This window comes from Sinorhizobium prairiense, assembly GCF_029201645.2.
Lineage (GTDB): Bacteria > Pseudomonadota > Alphaproteobacteria > Rhizobiales > Rhizobiaceae > Sinorhizobium > Sinorhizobium meliloti_A.
This window is the reverse complement of the sequence record NZ_CP104131.1, coordinates 1236261-1256165: the sequence shown is the minus strand read 5'-3', so window position 1 is coordinate 1256165 and position 19905 is coordinate 1236261. Positions and strand designations below refer to the sequence as shown.

The 19905-nt window shown below is 62.9% G+C and carries 13 protein-coding genes and 1 pseudogene; 4 read left to right on the top strand and 10 right to left on the bottom strand.

All coding sequences use genetic code 11. From position 1 onward, the window contains the following. Nucleotides 1-9: 9 nt before the first annotated feature. The 5 genes from rpsD to N0Q91_RS08560 form a co-directional block, all read right to left on the bottom strand. The gene (gene rpsD, locus N0Q91_RS08580; protein WP_003533017.1) at nt 10-627 is read right to left on the bottom strand and encodes a 30S ribosomal protein S4; all 618 of its coding nucleotides are present in this window, start codon (nt 625-627) and stop codon (nt 10-12) included. 253 nt (nt 628-880) lie between these two features. Then, on the bottom strand, nt 881-2395 hold the full coding sequence (locus tag N0Q91_RS08575) for a helicase HerA domain-containing protein (protein WP_275597848.1): 1515 nt from the start codon (nt 2393-2395) through the stop codon (nt 881-883). Between the two features lie 167 nt (nt 2396-2562). Further along, complete coding sequence (gene murI / locus N0Q91_RS08570; RefSeq protein ID WP_275597847.1) at nt 2563-3399, bottom strand: glutamate racemase; 837 nt, start codon at nt 3397-3399, stop codon at nt 2563-2565. Further along, entirely contained in the window at nt 3386-4216 is an 831-nt protein-coding gene (locus N0Q91_RS08565; RefSeq protein ID WP_018095098.1) for an RNA methyltransferase, read from the bottom strand. Before N0Q91_RS08565 ends, murI begins: the two co-directional genes overlap by 14 nt. A 50-nt stretch (nt 4217-4266) precedes the next feature. Continuing rightward, the gene (locus N0Q91_RS08560) at nt 4267-6282 is read right to left on the bottom strand and encodes an FUSC family protein (protein WP_275597846.1); all 2016 of its coding nucleotides are present in this window, start codon (nt 6280-6282) and stop codon (nt 4267-4269) included. 306 nt (nt 6283-6588) lie between these two features. On the opposite strand from N0Q91_RS08560, the gene N0Q91_RS08555 reads away from it, so the two are divergent. Continuing rightward, entirely contained in the window at nt 6589-7803 is a 1215-nt protein-coding gene (locus N0Q91_RS08555; RefSeq protein WP_010969471.1) for an NADP-dependent isocitrate dehydrogenase, read from the top strand. An 84-nt stretch (nt 7804-7887) separates the two neighbouring features. Here the strand turns inward: N0Q91_RS08555 and N0Q91_RS08550 are convergent. Beyond that, nucleotides 7888-8735 (bottom strand): annotated as a pseudogene (locus N0Q91_RS08550) (AraC family transcriptional regulator). A 170-nt stretch (nt 8736-8905) separates the two neighbouring features. On the opposite strand from N0Q91_RS08550, the gene N0Q91_RS08545 reads away from it, so the two are divergent. Next, nucleotides 8906-10564, top strand: a complete 1659-nt coding sequence (locus tag N0Q91_RS08545) for a SulP family inorganic anion transporter (protein WP_275597845.1) — start codon at nt 8906-8908, stop codon at nt 10562-10564. A 47-nt stretch (nt 10565-10611) separates the two neighbouring features. On the opposite strand, the gene alaS is transcribed toward N0Q91_RS08545, so the two are convergent. Further along, nucleotides 10612-13275: an alanine--tRNA ligase gene (alaS, locus tag N0Q91_RS08540; protein WP_275597844.1), complete on the bottom strand. Its 2664-nt coding sequence runs from the start codon at nt 13273-13275 to the stop codon at nt 10612-10614. Nucleotides 13276-13513: 238 nt separating this feature from the next. Next, a complete protein-coding gene (gene recA / locus N0Q91_RS08535; protein ID WP_010969478.1) occupies nt 13514-14599 on the bottom strand; it encodes a recombinase RecA in 1086 nt (361 codons plus the stop codon). 334 nt (nt 14600-14933) lie between these two features. Between recA and N0Q91_RS08530 the strand changes: the two genes are divergently transcribed. Then, nucleotides 14934-15893, top strand: a complete 960-nt coding sequence (locus tag N0Q91_RS08530) for a carbohydrate kinase family protein (protein ID WP_275597843.1) — start codon at nt 14934-14936, stop codon at nt 15891-15893. Nucleotides 15894-16028: 135 nt separating this feature from the next. Further along, entirely contained in the window at nt 16029-16958 is a 930-nt protein-coding gene (locus N0Q91_RS08525) for a pseudouridine-5'-phosphate glycosidase (protein WP_100673131.1), read from the top strand. A gap of 121 nt (nt 16959-17079) precedes the next feature. Here the strand turns inward: N0Q91_RS08525 and N0Q91_RS08520 are convergent, their stop codons facing one another. Beyond that, complete coding sequence (locus N0Q91_RS08520) at nt 17080-17388, bottom strand: response regulator (protein ID WP_375341940.1); 309 nt, start codon at nt 17386-17388, stop codon at nt 17080-17082. Continuing rightward, on the bottom strand, nt 17277-19688 hold the full coding sequence (cckA, locus tag N0Q91_RS08515) for a cell cycle histidine kinase CckA (protein WP_375341939.1): 2412 nt from the start codon (nt 19686-19688) through the stop codon (nt 17277-17279). The genes N0Q91_RS08520 and cckA overlap by 112 nt, the downstream gene beginning before the upstream one ends. Nucleotides 19689-19905 lie beyond the last annotated feature (217 nt).

The window sequence follows — 19905 nt, the reverse complement described above, 5'->3', positions numbered from 1 at the left end:
CGGGCCTGATTAACGCGAATAAAATTCGACGACCAGGTGCGGCTCCATGACGACCGGGTACGGCACGTCCGAGAGCGCGGGAACGCGAACGAAGGTCGCGACCATCTTGTTGTGATCGGCTTCGATGTAATCAGGAACGTCACGCTCGGCGAGCTGTACGGCTTCGAGCACCGTAACGAGCTGCTTGGATTTTTCTTTGACTTCGATGACGTCGCCCGGCTTGCAGCGGTAGGAACCGATATTGACGCGAACGCCGTTGACCTTGACGTGGCCATGGTTGACGAACTGGCGCGCGGCGAAAACGGTCGGAACGAACTTGGCGCGGTAGACGATCGCGTCGAGGCGCGATTCGAGCAGGCCGACCAGGTTCTCCGGGGTGTCGCCCTTGCGGCGCGATGCTTCGGCGAAGATCGCACGGAACTGCTTTTCACGGATATCGCCGTAGTAGCCCTTCAGCTTCTGCTTGGCGCGCAGCTGCACGCCGAAGTCGGAAAGCTTGGACTTGCGGCGCTGGCCGTGCTGGCCCGGGCCATATTCGCGACGGTTCACCGGGGACTTCGGACGGCCCCAGATATTTTCGCCCATACGGCGGTCAATTTTGTACTTGGACGACTCGCGCTTGCTCATCGCATTTCCTTTCAAAGTGTTACACCGGTTTGCTGCCAAACCGGATCAAGGAAACACGCCCTCCTCTGAACCCATTTTTGGGGCTCTGACAGGCTTCTCACGATCACGCTGCCGGAGAAACCACGGGACATGTCAAATGAAACACCGGGCATCACTGCCCGGCGTTGAGCGGGTCTTTAAGCACTGGGCGGCGAATTGTCAACGGAATATGACAGGAACAATGGCAAATTCAGCCGCACTTCCGAATTCAATTTCACTCGGCGGCCGCGCGCGTTGAATCGCCCGTGTCCGGGGCATTGGCGTCGCCCGGAGCCGTTTCCTTGCCGAGGTCGGGGAAAGCGACGATGCGCTTGCCGGAGAAATCCGCATGCACCACGACGAGCCCCTGCTCTTCGAAATAACCGAGCAATCGCCGTGCGCGACGGGCCGAATGCGTTCCGTAGGCGCGGGCGATCATAGCGTCCGACGGACAAGGCAGCCCGCGCAGGGCCGCCTGTGCCAACATCAGGAAAACCGCCTGCAGGTCTTCCGTGACCCGGTCGGCCAGCCCAATCGCCGAGGCCCAATCCTCGCTTTCCGCCGTCTCGGCATCGATGCCCGATCGGGCAACGGCCATCTTGCGGCGGAATGCGCTCAAGGAGAGCGCGGGTCCGGGGACGCGGCGAATGCGGCAGCGCACGAGAAAGTCCTGGTAGAGCTCCGCATCGGGCCTGAACGCGGCTTCCGGATTTGCAACGATTTCGGCAAAGAGGCTGCCGATCAGCGCCTCCCGCTCCTCCGCCGAGATTTCCGGTGGCACCGGCTTGGCCTCCACGGGCGCTGCGGGCTCGGGCCTTGGTCGCGACAGCTCCGCGAGAATATCGCTCGCGGGGCGCGGCTGCGGCGCTGTGCGGCGGACGACCGGGCGGGTGAATTCCTCCGGGTCGGGCGTGAAGATCAGGTCCGCCACGTCCTGCGGCGCTTCGGGCAGCGGCATCAGCTTCGGGCTCATCGACCGTGCCGAGGTCTCGACCGAACCGATCGTTACCCTCAACGGCCGGCGGGAAAGCGCGGGACCGAGCGCCACGAAGGAGCCCCGCTTCAGGTCGCGAAACATCTCGGCGGTGCGCCGGTCCATGCCGAGCAGATCGGCGGCACGCAGCATGTCGATGTCGAGGAAGGTGCGTCCCATCAGGAAGTTCGAGGCCTCTGCCGCCACGTTCTTGGCGAGCTTGGCGAGGCGCTGGGTGGCGATGACGCCGGCAAGTCCGCGCTTGCGGCCGCGGCACATGAGATTGGTCATCGCGCCGAGCGAAACCTTGCGTATTTCCTCCGAGACGTCGCCGCCGACCGACGGTGCGAACATCTGCGCCTCGTCGACGACCACCAGAACGGGATACCAATATTCCCGGTCCGCATCGAACATTGCATTCAGAAACACGCCGGCGCTGCGCATCTGCTGCTCGACATCCAGCCCTTCGAGGGAAAGCACGCAGGAAACGCGGTACTGACGGATGCGGGTGGCGATGCCGATGAGCTCCGCATCGGTACGCTCCCCCTCGATCACCACATGGCCGAACTTGTCGGCAAGCGTGACGAAATCGCCTTCCGGATCGATGATGCACTGCTGCACCCAGGGCGCGGATTGTTCCAGCAGACGGCGGAGCAGATGCGACTTGCCGGAGCCGGAATTGCCCTGCACGAGAAGACGCGTCGCCAGAAGCTCTTCGATATCGAGCGAGGCCGAGGTCCCTTCGGACGTCGTTCCCATGTCGATGCCGACTTTCATCCTTACCTCTTCGTGACGGGTTGATTCGCGGCCGCGGACGGGTCGCCAAAACGGGCAACACCTAGCATGGATCGCGCTCGAACGTGCCGCCGATTATGGAAACCCACAGGGAATAGTTGGCGCTCGAATGCCGCTCTCGGACATGCGCAGCAATGTCGTGCGCCGATTTAGGTGACCGCTTCGCGCCTGTCCGCAGTTGCGGCAGCGGCAACAACTCTCAAGCCGAAGCCTTGCATCAGACGGCGTGTCGTGAAATCGGGATTGCCCGATGTGAAGATCGCCGGGTCCTCGCCGTTCAATGGCTCGAACCCGTTCGGCAGCGGCACCAGCGAGCGAGCCCGCCTCGCGATCGCTTCGGCCGGATCCAGCCAGTCTACCGGCCAGGGCGCCAGCCGGCGGAAAACATTGGCCATGAAAGGATAGTGCGTACAGGCCAGCACGACGATATCGGTTCTCTTTCCCTCCGCCTCCACGAAGCAGGGCGCGATCTCGGCGAGAACCGCCTCGTCACCCAATGCGTCGCCTCGAATATAGGCTTCCGCCATGCGCGCGAGGTTCTCCGAGCCGACCAGTCTGACGTGACATTGCGAGGCGAAGGACTGGATGAGATCGCGGGTGTAGGCGCGCTTTACGGTTCCCGGAGTCGCAAGCACCGAAACGAGGCCGGAGCGGGTGCGCTCGGCCGCAGGCTTGATGGCCGGAACGGTGCCGACGAAGGTCATCTGCGGATAGGCGGCGCGCAGATCCGCGCCGACGAGCGTGAATGCCGTATTGCAGGCGATGATGCAGATTTCCGGATCATGCTCGGCAAGCAGCCCACCGAATAGAGCGATCACCCGCTCCTTCAGAGCGCCCTCCTCCCAGCCACCATAGGGAAAACCGGCATCGTCGGCGACGTAGATGAAATGCCGCTCCGGCATCAGCACGCGCGCCTCGCGCAGCACCGTCAGGCCACCGATCCCGCTGTCGAAGACGAGAATGGGCTTCAGCTCAGTCTTTGTCACCGCCGCTCTGTTCTTTCCTGCTATGCCCGGGCGGAGCTGCGGAGCCACGCGGATTTTCGCGCGTGAAACGGTCGAGCGAAGAAATGACGCCGCGCAGCACCTGGATTTCCGATTCGGTAAAGGATGGTCTGGTCAGAACCGCGCGCAGATTCTCGACCAATTTCGGCTTTTTGTCGGCGGAACGGAAATAGTTGCGCGCGTCGAGTGCCTCTTCCAGATGCTCGCAGAGCCCATGCAACTGCTCCTTCGTCGCCGGGCGCTGCTGGCTCGCCTGGAAAGATGTCTCGTCCTCGGAGGTCATGCCGGTCTTCAGCCACTCATAGGACATGAGCAGCACTGCCTGGGCGAGGTTCAGCGAAGCGAAGGCGGGATTGACCGGAAAGGTCACGATCTCGTCGGCAAGCGCGACCTCGGCATTGGTCAGTCCGGTGCGCTCGCGGCCGAAAATGATGCCGACCTTCTCGCCCTCCTTGAACCGGTGACGGAGTTCCCGGGCGGCGACGATCGGCGAGCGCACGGGTTTGAAGCCGTCGCGGTCGCGCGCGGTGGTCGCGTAGACGAAATTGAGGTCGGCGAGCGCCTCTTCGAGCGTTTCGTAGAGCTTGGCACCGTCGATCACGTGATCGGCGCGGCTGGCGGCGGAGCGTGCCTTTTCACTCGGCCAGCCATCGCGCGGGCTGACGAGGCGCAGTTCGGACAGGCCGAAATTCGCCATGGCGCGCGCCACCATGCCGATATTCTCGCCGAGCTGGGGAAAGGCGAGAATGATCGCCGGACCTTCCGTTAAAAGTTCGCGCTCGCTGTTTGTGCCTGCCATCGCCTGTGTGCCTTCTGTTCGGCGCTTCCCTCGCATATATGGACGCGGATTTAAAGCCCGCGCTCCTGCCCGGCGGGCCGCACGCGCGGCGAATGAAGACGCCCGAGCGAAACGGCAACCATCTCCAGCCCAAGGCCTGCGTCGTCGCGCGATACCGGCAGATGACGCTCGACCGGCGCAGCGACGCTCCGGGACCGGTAGAAATAGTCCGCTCCGGTTTCGCGCACCTTGCTTGCGAGCTTCAGATTTTCCGCGATCTGCGCCGCGAAGTCATCCGGGCTTTCCGCGGCCTGCGACATCTTTCGCGCGAATATGCGCGCCCAATAGGTGCAGCCCATGAACACCGCCAGGGTCTGGCGCACATGCCCCGGGCGGGTGACGAGCTGCCAGGAGACGCCGAGCGGTTTGGCGGCAGCGGCCAGGTCCCTGTAGGCGCGGTCGAGCGCCTGCGACCGGCTGACGAGATCAAGGCCTGACGTTCCCCTCCTTGCCTCCTCCAGCAATTCGGCGAGCTTGTCGCACCAGTTTCTGATCGCCCCATCGAGCGTCGTGCGGGTCTTCGTCGGAAACACGACGAAAGCTACCGCCGCGCCGGCGATTGAGCCGACAAGCGTCTCCTCGAGACGCAGCTCCAGAAGCTGCGGCGTCAAAACGCCGAGCAGGCTGTAGGCGAGAGAGAGGACGACCGAGACGAAGAACGTCATGGTCGCGTAGGAGACCGGGAGGAAATAGAAGGCCAGAAAGATGCAGGCCGCACCCAGGGGCAGGACTATATAGACAGTCCCGCCGATCGCGCTTGCCGCCGCAAGTCCGACGACGATGCCCGCCAATGTGCCGGCCGACCGCTGCAAGGCCTTCACTGCGGTATCACCCCGGGAGCGCGTATTGGTGAAGACGAGGAACGCAGCGAGAACCGCCCAGAACCAGCGCTCGCGTGAAAGCATCAGGCCGAACACCATTGCGATGCCCGAGGCGAGGGTAATCTGGATCGCGCTCCGTAAAGCCGGGTCGGCCATGGAAAAGCGAGCCACTGCCGCCGAGGGCTCAGGAGATGGCACCGGATGCGGTTCGTCGAGGTCGGCCTCCTTGAGGGCGCCCAGACTGCGATCGAGGCGATCTCGAACCGTATGAAGCCAAAGCAGAGCCCTCGCAGCCTCGAGCTGCCTGACATTCGCCTCGCCCAGCGACTGCATTCCCCGTTCTATCTCGCCCGAATTTTTCGCCAGGGCTGCGTCGACAACTATCGCAGGCGGCATTGCCTGAAGGCTGAGCACGATCACGCTCTCGGCCGCAAGATGAATGTCGAAGAGCCCGATGGCGAGGTCCGCAGAGACGACGCCGGGTTCCGGCGCCGGGCGGCGGTTGTCCGTCGCAATGAAGCTCTCCGCCATCAACACGGCTTCCTTCAATCTCTCCTCCAGCGCGTGCAGCCTGCGGCGATCGGCAGCCTTGAGAATGGGCCTGCGCGCAGCCGCTGCGATCTCATGAAGGATTTCATCCACTCTCTGCTGGACGCTCGCGATCGCCCTCAGGAGATCACGGTAGCGGTCGTCCGGAAGAAGGACGGTTCGCACAAGATGCGCGGTCGCCGCCGAGATCCCGGCACCGAGAACCAGCGCCGGCAACTGATCCAGCGACGGGCGCAGATAGGCTCCGGTGAAATAGGACATGAAGGCGAACATGCCGACGGCGAACCACCGCTGACCGAAGGCGCGGCCATAGACGGCTACGAAGATCACCACGAGAAAAACGAGATCGGAAACGTGCCGGTAGCGTTCCAGCGTAGAGGCGAGCGTGACCATCGCAACGCCCGTGACGACCGCCAGAATACGCGTGACCAGTTGTTCCGAGGCTGTCCGGTCGCGAACCGCCAGGCCGCCTTCGATCGAAAGCGTTATCGCAAGCCCATAGGCGGCCGGCGGCAGCGGTGTGGCGATGAAATGGAAGGCGATCAGCAGAGCAACCGAGATCACCACCGTCGCCGTTATGCGGGACGCCTGCCGCAGCCGGGAAAAGGCCGGATCATTGGCCAGCAGCCAGTCCCGGAAGCGAAGCCTGAACGTCATGGCGCCTCTGCCTGTCCGCACGCCCGCAGCGTGCAGCGTTTGTGGGATGACGACGCGCAAAAACAGTTGAAGCACGCCGCCGCTCGATTTCTGAAATAGCCTTTCGCGCGGTCTTTTCAAAGACGTGAGGTGACCGGCCCCCGGTCTGAAGACCGGGCGCGACCGGCCGATTCCGAGCTCGCCGCCTTGGTCCAAAGTTTCGGCCAAGCATGCTTTGCCTTGCTGGCTCACAGTGCTATAGGGCTCTGGATTTCTCCCACCGTCGGAATGCCGCACGCGGTGTTCCGCAAGCTACGAGGCATATCAATGGCAAAGATCAAGGTCGCCAATCCGGTCGTCGAACTCGACGGCGACGAGATGACCCGCATCATCTGGCAGTTCATCAAGGACAAGCTGATCCATCCTTATCTCGACCTCGATCTCGAATATTACGACCTCGGCGTCGAAAACCGTGATGCAACTGACGACCAGGTGACGATCGACGCCGCAAACGCCATCAAGAAACACGGTGTCGGGGTCAAATGCGCCACGATCACGCCGGACGAAGGCCGCGTCGAGGAGTTCAAGCTGAAGAAGATGTGGAAGTCGCCGAACGGCACGATCCGCAACATCCTCGGCGGCGTCATCTTCCGCGAGCCGATCATCTGCAAGAACGTGCCGCGCCTCGTTCCCGGCTGGACCAAGCCGATCATCGTCGGCCGCCACGCCTTCGGCGATCAGTACCGCGCAACCGATTTCAAATTCCCGGGCAAGGGCAAGCTCTCGATCAAGTTCGTCGGCGAAGACGGCCAGACGATCGAGCATGACGTTTACGACGCGCCGGGCGCCGGCGTGGCACTCGCCATGTACAACCTGGACGAATCGATCACCGAATTCGCGCGCGCCTCGTTCAACTACGGCCTGCAGCGCAAGGTTCCGGTCTATCTCTCGACCAAGAACACGATCCTGAAGGCCTATGACGGCCGCTTCAAGGACATCTTCCAGAAGGTGTTCGACGAGGAATTCGCCGCCCAGTTCAAGGCCGAGAAGCTCTGGTACGAACACCGCCTGATCGACGACATGGTCGCCTCGGCGCTGAAGTGGTCCGGCGGCTATGTCTGGGCGTGCAAGAACTATGACGGCGACGTGCAGTCCGACATCGTCGCGCAGGGCTTCGGCTCGCTCGGCCTGATGACCTCGGTGCTGATGACGCCGGACGGAAAGACGGTCGAGGCGGAAGCCGCCCACGGCACGGTGACGCGCCACTACCGCCAGCACCAGAAAGGCGAAGAAACCTCGACCAACTCGATCGCCTCGATCTTCGCCTGGACCCGCGGCCTCGCCCACCGCGCCAAGCTCGACGGCAACGCCGAACTCGCGAAGTTTTCCGAAACGCTGGAGCGCGTCTGCGTCGATACGGTCGAATCGGGCTTCATGACCAAGGACTTGGCACTCCTCATCGGCCCCGACCAGCCCTGGCTGTCGACCACCGGCTTCCTCGACAAGATCGACGAGAACCTCAGGAAGGCAATGGCCGCCTAAGCGGCCAGCCCGACAGCCACAACTGCGAAACCCGGCCTTGTGCCGGGTTTCTTGCTTGAATGGTACGAGCAAAATGGAGCCGCATTACTTGAGCGGCAGGTAGATTTCCGTAAGCAGCTCGGTCGGGGCCACCTCGCGCGGGTTGTTCAGATATTTCTCGAACATGACGCAGTCGCGGATTTCGCGGCCGGAGTTCGGAAGCCAGGTCCCATAAAGCCATCGATAGGCCTTCGGCATGTCGGCATAGGGGCCTTTGTGCCGCAGCACGGCATAGTGCCCGCCCTCGATTTTTTGGGCGTCAGCGGCGCCTCGGCCGCGTGCTCGCCGTTGACCGTCACGCAGGCGAAGGATCGGAGCTTATCCGTCTCCACGAGTTCCGGGTCATCCAGGTAGATTCCGACCATCTCCATGTCCGGCCGAAAGAGGCCGCGTGCAAAAAGGGTACCGTAAAGCGTTTCGAACGCCTCGCCGATACCCATGTAGGAACCGGAATGGGCGACACCCGCCAGGGTCAGAGGCTCTATCGTCCTCAAGTCAACATCGTACATGACAGCATTTCCTTCCGTAGAGGCGGTTTCAAAGGCCCTGTGGCTCCCCTCCTTCCTGTAGCGCGCCGGCGGAAGGCCATAAACCGCCTTGAAGGTGCGGTTGAAGGATTGAACATTCGGGTAGCCGGAGCGTCGCGCGATCGCTTCGACGGAAAGATCGGTCTGGACGAGTTCTGCCGCCGCGCGCTGCAGCCGCAATCTCTTAACGGTCGCCGCCAATGTCTCGCCATTTACCGCCCGGTAGATGCGATGCCAGTGGTGCGGCGAAAGACATGCGATCTCCGACAACCGGCCGAGATCCAGTTCTTCATCGAGATGCCCGTAGATATAGGCCGAGACGCGATGAAGCCGCCTCTCATATGTAGCCCATGCACCGCCCGTCATATCGAACCTTCTGCGCTTCGCTCGACCGCCTTCAAACCACGGATCGATTTGACAAATCCTGCTGACCTAAGTGCTGCCCGCTCCGCTTGTGCGGCAATGCGACTCAGATAGGCTGACAATGCCCGGCGCGCAGGATCCTGCAAACGTGGCGGATCTCGAAGGTTTCTCCGATGCCCGATTCTCTTATCCCGAAAACTGTCAGCGTGATCGCCGAGGGATACGGCCGCACCAGGCTGAAAGCGGACGCTCTGGCCGGCCTGACGGTCGCCATCGTCGCCTTGCCGCTTTCGATGGCCATCGCCATCGCCTCCGGCGTAACACCCGATCGCGGCCTCTATACCGCAATCGTCGGCGGCTTCCTCGTTTCACTCCTCGGCGGCAGCCGGGTCCAAATCGGCGGTCCGGCGGGTGCCTTCATCGTTCTCGTCGCCGCGACCGGTGCCCGGCACGGCATCGACGGCCTGCTGCTTGCGACTGCCATGGCTGGCATCATGCTCGTTGCGGCCGGCTACTTGCGCCTCGGACAGTACATCAAATTCATCCCCTACCCCGTCACAGTCGGCTTCACGGCAGGGATTGCCGTGATCATCTTCGCCAGCCAGTTGCGCGACCTTTTCGGCCTGACGCTTTCGGGCAGCGAACCCGGGCCGATCGTCGAAAAGACCGTGGCACTCGGCCGGGCTGCCGACACGGTCAATTGGGCGGCAGTGGTGACCGCCACCCTCACGATCGGCATCATTCTCGCGCTGCGCCGATCGAGGCCGCATTGGCCCGGCATGCTGATTGCCGTTGGTGCCGCATCGGTGCTCGTCGCCGCCTTGTCTTTGCCGACGGACACGATCGGCAGCCGTTTCGGCGGTATTCCGCGCGGCCTCCCGCTTCCGACCTTGCCGCCGGTCTCCCTTGAGAAAGCCGTTGCGGTGTTTCCGGACGCGGTCTCGTTGGCTCTTCTCGGCGCGATCGAGTCACTGCTTTCGGCCGTGGTGGCCGATGGCATGACGGGACGCAGACATAGATCCAGCATGGAGTTGATTGCTCAGGGAGTTGCCAATTTAGGTTCGGCGCTCTTCGGCGGCATCTGCGTCACCGGAACCATTGCCCGCACGGCAACCAACGTTCGCGCCGGAGGCACCAGCCCCGTTTCTGGCATGCTGCATTCGGTCTTTCTCCTTCTCTTCATGCTGCTTGCCGCACCGCTCGCAAGTTATATCCCACTCGCTTCCCTCGCCGGCGTGCTTGCAGTCGTTGCCTGGAACATGATCGAGAAGCCGGCCTTCATGGCGCTCTTGCGGTCGTCCTACGGTGATGCCGTCGTGCTGCTCGCGACCTTTTTCATCGTTGTCTTTCGCGAATTGACAGAAGGGATAGTGATCGGAGTTGCGCTCGGCGCCCTCCTGTTCATCAATCGAATGGCGAAAAGCATTTCGGTCGGTGAAATGAAGTCGCTCGAGCTGCTGCAAGCGGGGAACGGCGACGAAGAGCACCCCGTCATCGGCGACGATCCCGAAACGGTGATCTATCGGATTGCAGGCGTCTTCTTCTTCGGCTCGGCAGCCACCGTTGCCGCGGTGCTCGATCGGATCGCCGATCAGCGCCGAAACTTCATTCTCGATTGCTCGGAAATCCCCTTCATCGATTCTACCGCCGCGAACATCATCGAAGGGACGTTGCGCAAGGCGGAGAGGATCGGCGTGCGCGTCATTATCGTCGGTGCCAATACGCAGGTTCGTCGCGCCTTGTATCAACACCACGTGCGTCCACCGCGTGTCTTGATGCGCGCCTCGGTTCCGGCGGCACTCGACACAATCCGCAGCGAACGGCGCACATGAAAAAGGGCGCCGCAGCGCCCATTATTCGTCTTTTCGCACCACGCCGCTCAACCGGCCAACGCTACGGCGACCGCCTCGATCGCCTCCGCTGCACGTCCGCCGTCCGGACCGCCGGCCTGGGCCATGTCGGGCCGCCCGCCGCCGCCCTTGCCGCCGAGCGCAGCCGAAGCGACGCGCACCAGATCCACGGCGCTGACTTTCGAAGTGAGGTCGTCGGTGACCGCCACCACGGCGCTCGCCTTGCCGTCGCCGCTGACGCCCACGAAGGCGACCACGCCCGAACCGAGCGTCTTCTTGCCGTCGTCCGCAAGGCTCTTCAGGTCCTTCGGCTCGACGCCGGATACCACCCTGCCGAGGAACCGGACGCCGCCGATGTCGCGGGCAGCATCCCCGGAGCCGTTCTGACCGTCACCCGCGAGCGCGAGTTTCTTCTTCGCCTCGGTAAGTTCCCGTTCCAGCTTGCGGCGCTCGTCGAGCAGCGCCTCGACGCGCCCGAGGACATCCGAGGGCTGGACCTTCAGGGCAGATGCCAACGTCTTGACCCGCTCATCCTGTTCGTTGAGATAGGCTCGCGCGGCCTCACCGGTCAGCGCCTCCACCCGGCGCACGCCGGCGCCGACAGCGCTTTCCGAGACGACGCGAACGAGGCCGATATCGCCCGTAGCGGACACATGCGTACCGCCACAGAGCTCGACCGAATAGGGCCTGCCAGCTTTGGAGCCGCGAAGGCCCTGCCCCATGGACACGACCCGCACCTCGTCGCCGTATTTCTCGCCGAAGAGCGCCATGGCGCCCTCGGCGATCGCATCGTCGACGCTCATCAGCCGTGTGACGACCGGCGTGTTCTGGACGATGATCTCGTTCGCCATCTCCTCGACGATCTTCAGCTCCTCCGCCGTCATCGGCTTCGGATGCGAGACGTCGAAGCGCAAGCGCTCAGGCGCGACGAGCGAGCCCTTCTGGGCAACATGGGTACCGAGGACCTCGCGCAGTGCCTCGTGCAGCAGGTGCGTCGCGGAATGGTTGGCGCGCAGGCGCGCACGGCGCGCATGGTCGACCGTCAGGGCAGCCGCTTCGCCGGTCTTCACGCTGCCTTCCTCCACGGTGCAATAGTGGACGAAGAGCCCTTCGCCACGTTTCTGCGTGTCGGTCACAGTAAGCTTGCCGGTCTCGGTGGTGATGACGCCGGTGTCGCCCATCTGGCCGCCGGATTCGCCGTAGAAAGGCGTCTGGTTCAGAACCAGCTGTACGTTCTCGCCCTTGGTGGCCGCCTCGACGACGGCACCATCCCTGACGATCGCCTGAATGACCCCTTCAGCCGACTCGGTGTCGTAGCCGAGGAAGTCGGTCGCGCCGTGCTTATCCCTGAGCTCGAACCAAATGGTCTCGGTCGCGGCTTCGCCGGAGCCGGCCCAGTTGGCGCGGGCCTCGGCCTTCTGCCGTTGCATGGCGGCCGTAAATGCGTCCGTATCGACGCCGATGCCCTTGGCGCGCAGCGCGTCCTGGGTGAGGTCGAGCGGAAAACCGTAGGTGTCGTAGAGCTTGAACGCCGTCTCGCCGTTGAACTGGTCGCCTTCGGAAAGATCGGCCGAAGCCTCCGCCAAAAGGTTGAGGCCGCGCTCCAGGGTCTTGCGGAAGCGGGTTTCCTCCAGCTTCAGCGTTTCCGAGATCAGCGCTTCGGCGCGGACGAGTTCCGGATAAGCGCGGCCCATCTGGCCCACGAGCGCCGGCAGGAGCTTCCACATCAGCGGATCCCGCGCGCCGAGCAACTGTGCGTGGCGCATGGCGCGGCGCATGATTCTGCGCAGAACGTAACCGCGGCCCTCGTTCGACGGCAGAACCCCATCGGCGATCAGGAACGCGGAGGAACGCAGATGATCGGCGATGACGCGATGGCTCGCACGCCGGTCCCCCTCGGCCTTCACGCCGGTCGCCTCTTCGGAAGCCGCGATCAACGCGCGGAAAAGGTCGATGTCATAATTGTCGTGCTGGCCCTGGAGCACGGCGGCCACGCGCTCCAGCCCCATGCCCGTGTCGATCGAAGGCCGCGGCAGGTCGACGCGCTCTTCCTTGGTGATCTGCTCGTACTGCATGAAGACGAGGTTCCAGATCTCGATGAAGCGATCGCCGTCTTCCTCGGCCGAGCCGGGAGGTCCGCCCCAGATATGATCGCCGTGATCGTAGAATATTTCCGAGCACGGGCCGCATGGACCGGTGTCTCCCATGGCCCAGAAGTTGTCGCTCGTCGCGATGCGGATGATGCGATCGTCGCTCAGGCCGGCAATCTTCTTCCAAAGGCCGAATGCCTCGTCGTCGGTATGGTACACCGTGACGAGCAGACGCTTGGCATCGAGCCCGTATTCCTTGGTGATCAGGTTCCAGGCAAGCTCGATCGCGCGCTCCTTGAAATAGTCGCCGAAGGAGAAATTGCCGAGCATCTCGAAGAAGGTGTGGTGACGGGCGGTGTAGCCGACATTGTCGAGGTCGTTATGCTTGCCGCCGGCGCGCACGCATTTCTGCGCCGTCGCCGCGGTCGAATAGGGTCGCTGCTCGAGGCCGGTGAACACATTCTTGAACTGCACCATGCCCGCATTGGTGAACATCAATGTCGGGTCGTTGCGCGGCACGAGTGGGCTGGACGGCACGACCTCGTGACCGTTCTTGCGGAAATAGTCGAGGAACATCGACCGGATTTCATTCACGCCGCTCATCTTGCGTCCTATCTGTGTACACTCCGGCGGCAGCCCGATCTCTCCAGGCTGCAAGCCGCACTTTTCAACCCCGCGCTTAGGCGCGTCGCGTTCAATCACGTCACGCCTCCCGCCGGCCGAGCCGTCGGAACCACAGGCTTTTATCGTTCGCATTTCATGCTGTCCAGCGGGCAGCAAAAAACCGGCCGCGGGTGACGACGGCCGGCTTCGCATGCTTCAACCAGACGGTTGCTGCCGATTACATGTCGGCGGCTTCGTCGCCGTCGCTTTCCGGCCCGCCATTCTCCAGGAACCGGTCGGCGATGAGACCGGCATTCTGCCGCAGAGCCGTCTCGATTTCGCGCAACAATTCGGGATTCTCCCGCAGGAAGAGCTTGGCGTTTTCCCGTCCCTGGCCGAGCCGCTGGCTGTTATAGGAAAACCAGGCGCCCGATTTCTCGACGATGCCCGCCTTGACGCCGAGATCGATCAATTCGCCCGTCTTCGAAACGCCTTCGCCATACATGATGTCGAACTCGACCTGCTTGAAGGGCGGTGCCATCTTGTTCTTGACGACCTTGACGCGGGTCTGGTTGCCGACGACTTCCTCGCGCTCCTTGACCGAGCCGATACGGCGAATGTCGAGGCGCACCGAGGCGTAGAACTTGAGCGCATTGCCGCCCGTCGTCGTTTCCGGCGAGCCGAACATCACGCCGATCTTCATGCGGATCTGGTTGATGAAGATCACCATGCAGTTTGACTTGGAGATCGATGCCGTAAGCTTGCGCAGCGCCTGGCTCATGAGGCGCGCCTGCATGCCCGGCAGACTGTCGCCCATCTCGCCCTCGATTTCGGCGCGCGGCACGAGTGCGGCCACCGAATCGATGACGAGAATGTCGATCGCACCCGAACGGACCAGCGTATCGGTGATTTCCAGCGCCTGCTCGCCCGTATCTGGCTGCGAAATCAGAAGATTTTCGAGATCCACCCCGAGCTTTCGCGCATAGACCGGATCGAGTGCGTGTTCGGCATCGACGAAGCCGCAGATGCCGCCCTTCTTCTGTGCCTCGGCAATGGTCTGCAGCGCCAGCGTGGTCTTGCCCGAGCTTTCCGGTCCATAGATCTCGATGATGCGGCCTTTCGGCAGGCCGCCGATGCCGAGCGCGATGTCGAGGCCGAGCGAACCGGTGGAGACGGTTTCGATCTCAACTACGCTGTCCTTCGCTCCGAGCTTCATGATCGATCCCTTACCGAACGAACGTTCGATCTGGGAAAGAGCCGCTTCAAGTGCCTTGCTTTTGTCCACCGATTTGTCCTCTACGAGCCGCAAAGAATTTTGTGCCATTGGTCCACCTTTAAGTTATTGGAGCTATCGAGGCAATGAAGCCGCCGCAAGCCTTTTTGTACATGTTTTGTTCCAACTTGGCAATGGCACGTCAAGCAATTGAAATTGCACGGCATATTTCACTACGTTCGATTCTTGTTCACGCCTTTCGTCCACAGTATCCACAAGTTGCGCGTCAACGCATGCCGGCTTTCACGCGCCGCCCCGATTCGCTTCGTGATTCACGATGGATCAAAGCCGGACAAAGCCCTAAAAGGTAGTCCGAAACGATAGATCGGAATGCCGGCGGAAGAGAGACTTCGCCACCTTTTCTCCGCCCTTCATCGAGGACCAGATGCAAGCACAGGTGAAGTCGCAGAACATAGCCGTTTTTGGCGGCGCTCATATCGACCGGCGCGGCCGGATCAGCGGCGCGACGACACCGGGCGCGAGCAATCCGGGCACCTGGTTCGAGGAAGCCGGGGGCGGCGGCTTCAATGCAGCGAGAAATCTCGCGCGCCTCGGCCATCGCGTAACCATGATCAGCCCGCGGGGCGGCGATCCCGCCGGCGACACGGTGGCGGCCGCTGCGGAAGCTGCCGGTGTGATCGATCGCCCTTTCACCTTTCTCGATCGCAAGACGCCGAGCTATACGGCAATCCTGGAAAACGACGGCAACCTCGTCATCGCGCTCGCGGACATGGACCTCTATGCTCTGTTTACGCCGCGCCGGCTGCAGCAGCGGACCACGCGCGAGATTTTAGCGGCGAGCGAACTCGTGCTGATGGACGCCAATCTGCCGGAGGAGACATTGACGGCGCTTGCCGGCACCGCCGCGAAGTTCAGCCCGCTCCGTGCCGGTATCGCCGTTTCTCCGGCAAAGGTGGTCCGCTACCGCGCGTGCCTCGATGGGCTCGATTTCCTGTTCATGAACGAGGCGGAGGCGCGCGCGCTGACCGGCACAGAGGCCGCAACCGCCGCGGAATGGCCGTTGCTGCTGCGCTCCGCCGGTCTTTCCGGCGGTGTCGTGACGCGCGGAGGCCGGGCCGCGGTCGCCTTCGACGGCAAGGGTGCCTGCCTCGCTACGCCGCCGGCTCTTTCGGCACTTGCCGACGTCACCGGCGCCGGCGATGCGCTTGCCTCGGGCTTTCTCGCCGCCCGGCTTGCCGGTGCGGATCTTGCCGACTGCCTGCGCTGGGGCATGGCGGCCGCCGTCATAACGCTGCATTCGCCCTACGCTGCCTCCGAAGAGATGCTGCCTGACAAGCTGGAGCAAGTGCTGCGCCTTGTGCCGGAAGCGGAAATGCTGGCATGAGAATTGGCAGCTGAATGGGAGCCGGGTAGCGCGGAATGCGGGCGGTTCTTCCGCACCCTCTGCTCCAGGCACCGGAATCGATCAGGCACCCCCGATGCAATTTGCCGTCGGATGTCATCAATCAAGGAAACGATCATGACCAAACCCTCCTCCCCGTCCCTGCCGATGGAATATTCAGATGAAGTCGCGGCCGCCAAGCAACGAGGTGCGCCGATCGTCGCGCTGGAATCCACGATCATCACGCATGGCATGCCCTATCCCGGCAACCTCGACATGGCCCGCAGCGTCGAGACGATCATCCGCGAACAGGGTGCCGTGCCCGCGACCATCGCCGTAATCCACGGGGTCCTCCATATCGGTCTGGACGATGCCAAACTGGAGGCGCTGTCGAAGACGCAGGGCGCGATGAAACTTTCGCGCGCCGATCTCGCCTTTGCGATCGCCGAACGCCGCACCGGAGCCACGACCGTTGCCGCAACGATGATCGCCGCTGCCCGTGCGGGCATCCGGGTTTTTGCGACCGGCGGCATCGGCGGTGTTCACCGCGGAGCGGAGCAGAGCTTCGACATATCGGCGGACCTGGACGAACTCGCACGTACCGGCGTCATTGTCGTCTGTGCCGGCGCCAAGGCCATTCTGGACATTCCCAAGACGCTCGAAGTGCTCGAAACCCGCGGTGTCCCTGTCGTGACCTATGACAGCGAGAACTTCCCGGCCTTCTGGTCGCGTGAATCCGGCCTCAAGAGCCCGCTGATGCTGAACAGCCCGGCGGCAATCGCCAGTTTTCAGCGGACGCGCGAGTTGCTCGGGATCGACGGCGGAATGCTTGTCGCCAATCCGGTGCCGGAACAAAGCGAAATCCCGCGCGAGGAGATGGAGATCTACATCACCCGCGCACTCGACAATGCGGCGAGCGAGGGCATTTCCGGCAAGGCGGTCACACCGTATCTGCTCGACAACCTCTTCCGTTTGACGGACGGACGCAGCCTGGAAACCAATATCGCGCTGGTCGAGAACAATGCGCGCCTTGCCGCCGGGATCGCTGTCGCACTCGCTGCGAAGTAACCGCAGAAATGGAATAAAAAGGCGAAGGGGATCTGGCGCGCCGCCGTTTGCCCTTCTCCCTATCGAAATGGGGAAGATGCCGGCAAACGGCGAAGAGCACAGGTTCGGAGGAGAAACCTCGTCAGCTGTCGAGCATCTCGCGCACGGCGACCGCGAGTTGCTTCAGAGAGAAGGGCTTCGGCAGGAAGCCGAACTTCGCGTCGGCCGGCAGATTTCGCGCAAAAGCATCTTCGGCATAGCCGGATACGAAGATGAACTTCAGGTCCGGATACGTCTTGCGCAGCTCGCGCAGCAGCGTCGGCCCGTCCATCTCCGGCATCACGACGTCCGAGACCACGATATCGACGGCGCCTTCGAGTTCGTCCATGATCTCCAGCGCTTCGATACCCGATCCCGCTTCGTGAACCGTATAGCCGCGCGTCTCCAGCATGCGCTTGCCGCCGCGCCGGACCGCTTCCTCGTCCTCGACGAGCAGCACGACCGCCGAATCCCGGTCAGGTCGGCAGGCTCGGCCCGAGGCATCGGCACCGCAACCGGTTCGCTCCTCGCCGGCGCCGCGGAATGCGTTGCGGACGCGTCCTCGTCCTGGATTTCGGGCACGTCGACATGCCGCGGCAGCAGGATGCGGAAGGTCGTACCGCTGCCGATCTCCGACTCGGGATAGATATAGCCGCCGGACTGCTTCACGATGCCGTAAACCATCGACAGTCCGAGCCCTGTGCCCTTACCGACATCCTTCGTGGTGAAGAAGGGCTCGAAGATCTTGTCCATGATTTCCGGCGGAATGCCGGTGCCCTGGTCGGACACCTCGACCATGACGAAGTCTTCCTCGGGCAGTTCGCGCCGTCCAAGCGCCGACACTTCGCTCGCCGGCAGATTGCGCGTCCTGAGCGTGATGATCCCGCCCGCAGGCATGGCGTCGCGGGCATTGACGGCGAGGTTCAGGAGCACCTGCTCGAACTGGCCGAGGTCGGTCTTCACCGGCCAGAGATCGCGGCCATAGTCGACCTCCACCTTGACGTTGGTGCCGGTCATGCGGTCGACGAGCATCCTGAGATCGCCGATGACGTCGGTGAGATTGAGCACCGTCGGACGCATCGTCTGCTTGCGCGAGAAGGCGAGCAGCTGCCGCACAAGCACGGCTGCCCGGTTGGCGTTACGCTTGATCTCCATCAGGTCCGCGAAGGTCGCATCCGCCGGCCGCGCCGATAGCAGCAGATGGTCGGCGGAAAGCAGGATGGCCGTCAGGACGTTGTTGAAATCATGGGCGATGCCGCCGGCGAGCGTTCCCACGGCATTCATCTTCTGCGTCTGCGCCATCTGGTTTTCGAGCGCCTTCTGCTCGGTGATCTCCAGAGCATAGATGATCGCAGCCTCCTCGGGCGCCTGATCGCTCTGGTCGATGACGGCATTGACGTAGAAGCGGAAGTGACGCCCATCATCCTTGGGATGAAGCGCGTCGATCGGGGCAATATCGCTCTGCCGGTCCTTCGCGGCAGCCAGCGACTCCTGCAGACGCCCTCTCTCGGATTGGTGCACCACGGCGTCGATCAGGGCCCCACGCTCGACCTCGTCCTGCGAAACGAGCCCGGCGAAGAGCTTCATGAACGGAGCGTTGGTTCGGAGAATGCGGCCGTCTCCATCCACCGAGGCGATCGCCATGGGCGTGTTGTTGAAGAAGCGGGTGAACCGCATCGCGGCATTCGACGCCGACTGATCGCCGTCGTCGCCTTCCCGCGACATCACGATCGTCCGGCTTTCGCCGGGCGCACCGTCCCGTGCCGAGGAAACGCGATGAATCAGGCGTACCGGCAGGCTCTGGCCGTTGGTCTTTCTGAGATCGAGGTCCAGGATCTTGGTTTTCTTGAGACCGGGCTCCGCCTGTACCGATTGTACCAGCGCCAGCCCCTCGCCCGCGACGAGATCGGCAATGCTGACGGAGCCAGGCTGGAACTTGGTCAGGTCTACTCCGAGCCAATCGGCGAGCGTCGCGTTGATATAGAAGATCTCGCCCTTGCGCCCGGCGGAGAAGAAGCCCGCGGGTGCGTGGTCGAGATAGTCGATCGCGTTCTGCAGTTCCTTGAAGAAGCGCTCCTGCTCGTCGCGCTCCGCGGTAATATCCGCGATCTGCCACAAGTAGAGCGGATTGCTGTCGGCATCCTCGAGCGGCAATACCCGCGCCTTCAGCCGATACCAATGGGCGCCGGAACCGGCCACCTTGCCGTTTGCCAGAGGTTTCAGCAGCCGGAACTCCTCATGTCCCTGCTTGCCCTCATGCAGACCGTTGGTCAGGCGATAGATCGCTTCGGTGGCCTCGCGGTTGCGCGACAGGATCGTTTCGAGCGACTGGATGCCTGCCGCACTCTTGGTGCCCGTCAGGGCACCATAGGCTGCGTTGGCATAGATGATGCGCCCCTTGCGGTCGGTCACGATCGTCCCGTCTTCATGCGCGTCGAGGAAGGCGCGCGCCAGTTCGTCCGGCCGCGATTGCGGCATCACTTCGATAAAACCGATGACGGAAGAAACGAGGAAGAATATGCCCACCATGGCCAGCACGCCGAGAATGCCGAGCACGATCTCGTTTTCGAGCTGGTCCTTGAAGACGACGAAAGCGGCAGCCGACGCGGTGAGGACGATCGCAAGCAGGATGATCCTGAGGATGGTTCCCGGACGAACGCCCCGGTCAACGACCGGCATCTGGTAGTCACCTGCCTGCCGCAATTTCGTCATCGGGTCCTCACCTGCTGCCGGGTCGCATCGAACGCGATCCCGAGCGCTTGCAGTGCCGTACATCCCCGTGGATGCACAAGGGCCGCTGCAATACTTTGAATTGCCGCATGATTATCCCCAATCCGTTTCCGGCTTGAGGAACCATGCGGTGGCCGGGTCCGAAGGCATCGTCGCGAATCGATGGCCGCCCTCCGCGCTTTCGCGCATCGACCTGGAA

What these genes read in the sequence shown, in the direction of transcription:
- rpsD (WP_003533017.1), bottom strand. Translation starts at nt 627, where the DNA reads ATGAGCAAGCGCGAGTCGTCCAAGTACAAAATTGACCGCCGTATGGGC.
- N0Q91_RS08575 (WP_275597848.1), bottom strand. Translation starts at nt 2,395, where the DNA reads ATGAAAGTCGGCATCGACATGGGAACGACGTCCGAAGGGACCTCGGCC.
- N0Q91_RS08565 (WP_018095098.1), bottom strand. Translation starts at nt 4,216, where the DNA reads ATGGCAGGCACAAACAGCGAGCGCGAACTTTTAACGGAAGGTCCGGCG.
- N0Q91_RS08560 (WP_275597846.1), bottom strand. Translation starts at nt 6,282, where the DNA reads ATGACGTTCAGGCTTCGCTTCCGGGACTGGCTGCTGGCCAATGATCCG.
- N0Q91_RS08555 (WP_010969471.1), top strand. Translation starts at nt 6,589, where the DNA reads ATGGCAAAGATCAAGGTCGCCAATCCGGTCGTCGAACTCGACGGCGAC.
- N0Q91_RS08545 (WP_275597845.1), top strand. Translation starts at nt 8,906, where the DNA reads ATGCCCGATTCTCTTATCCCGAAAACTGTCAGCGTGATCGCCGAGGGA.
- alaS (WP_275597844.1), bottom strand. Translation starts at nt 13,275, where the DNA reads ATGAGCGGCGTGAATGAAATCCGGTCGATGTTCCTCGACTATTTCCGC.
- recA (WP_010969478.1), bottom strand. Translation starts at nt 14,599, where the DNA reads ATGGCACAAAATTCTTTGCGGCTCGTAGAGGACAAATCGGTGGACAAA.
- N0Q91_RS08530 (WP_275597843.1), top strand. Translation starts at nt 14,934, where the DNA reads ATGCAAGCACAGGTGAAGTCGCAGAACATAGCCGTTTTTGGCGGCGCT.
- N0Q91_RS08525 (WP_100673131.1), top strand. Translation starts at nt 16,029, where the DNA reads ATGACCAAACCCTCCTCCCCGTCCCTGCCGATGGAATATTCAGATGAA.
- N0Q91_RS08520 (WP_375341940.1), bottom strand. Translation starts at nt 17,388, where the DNA reads ATGCTGGAGACGCGCGGCTATACGGTTCACGAAGCGGGATCGGGTATC.
- cckA (WP_375341939.1), bottom strand. Translation starts at nt 19,688, where the DNA reads ATGACGAAATTGCGGCAGGCAGGTGACTACCAGATGCCGGTCGTTGAC.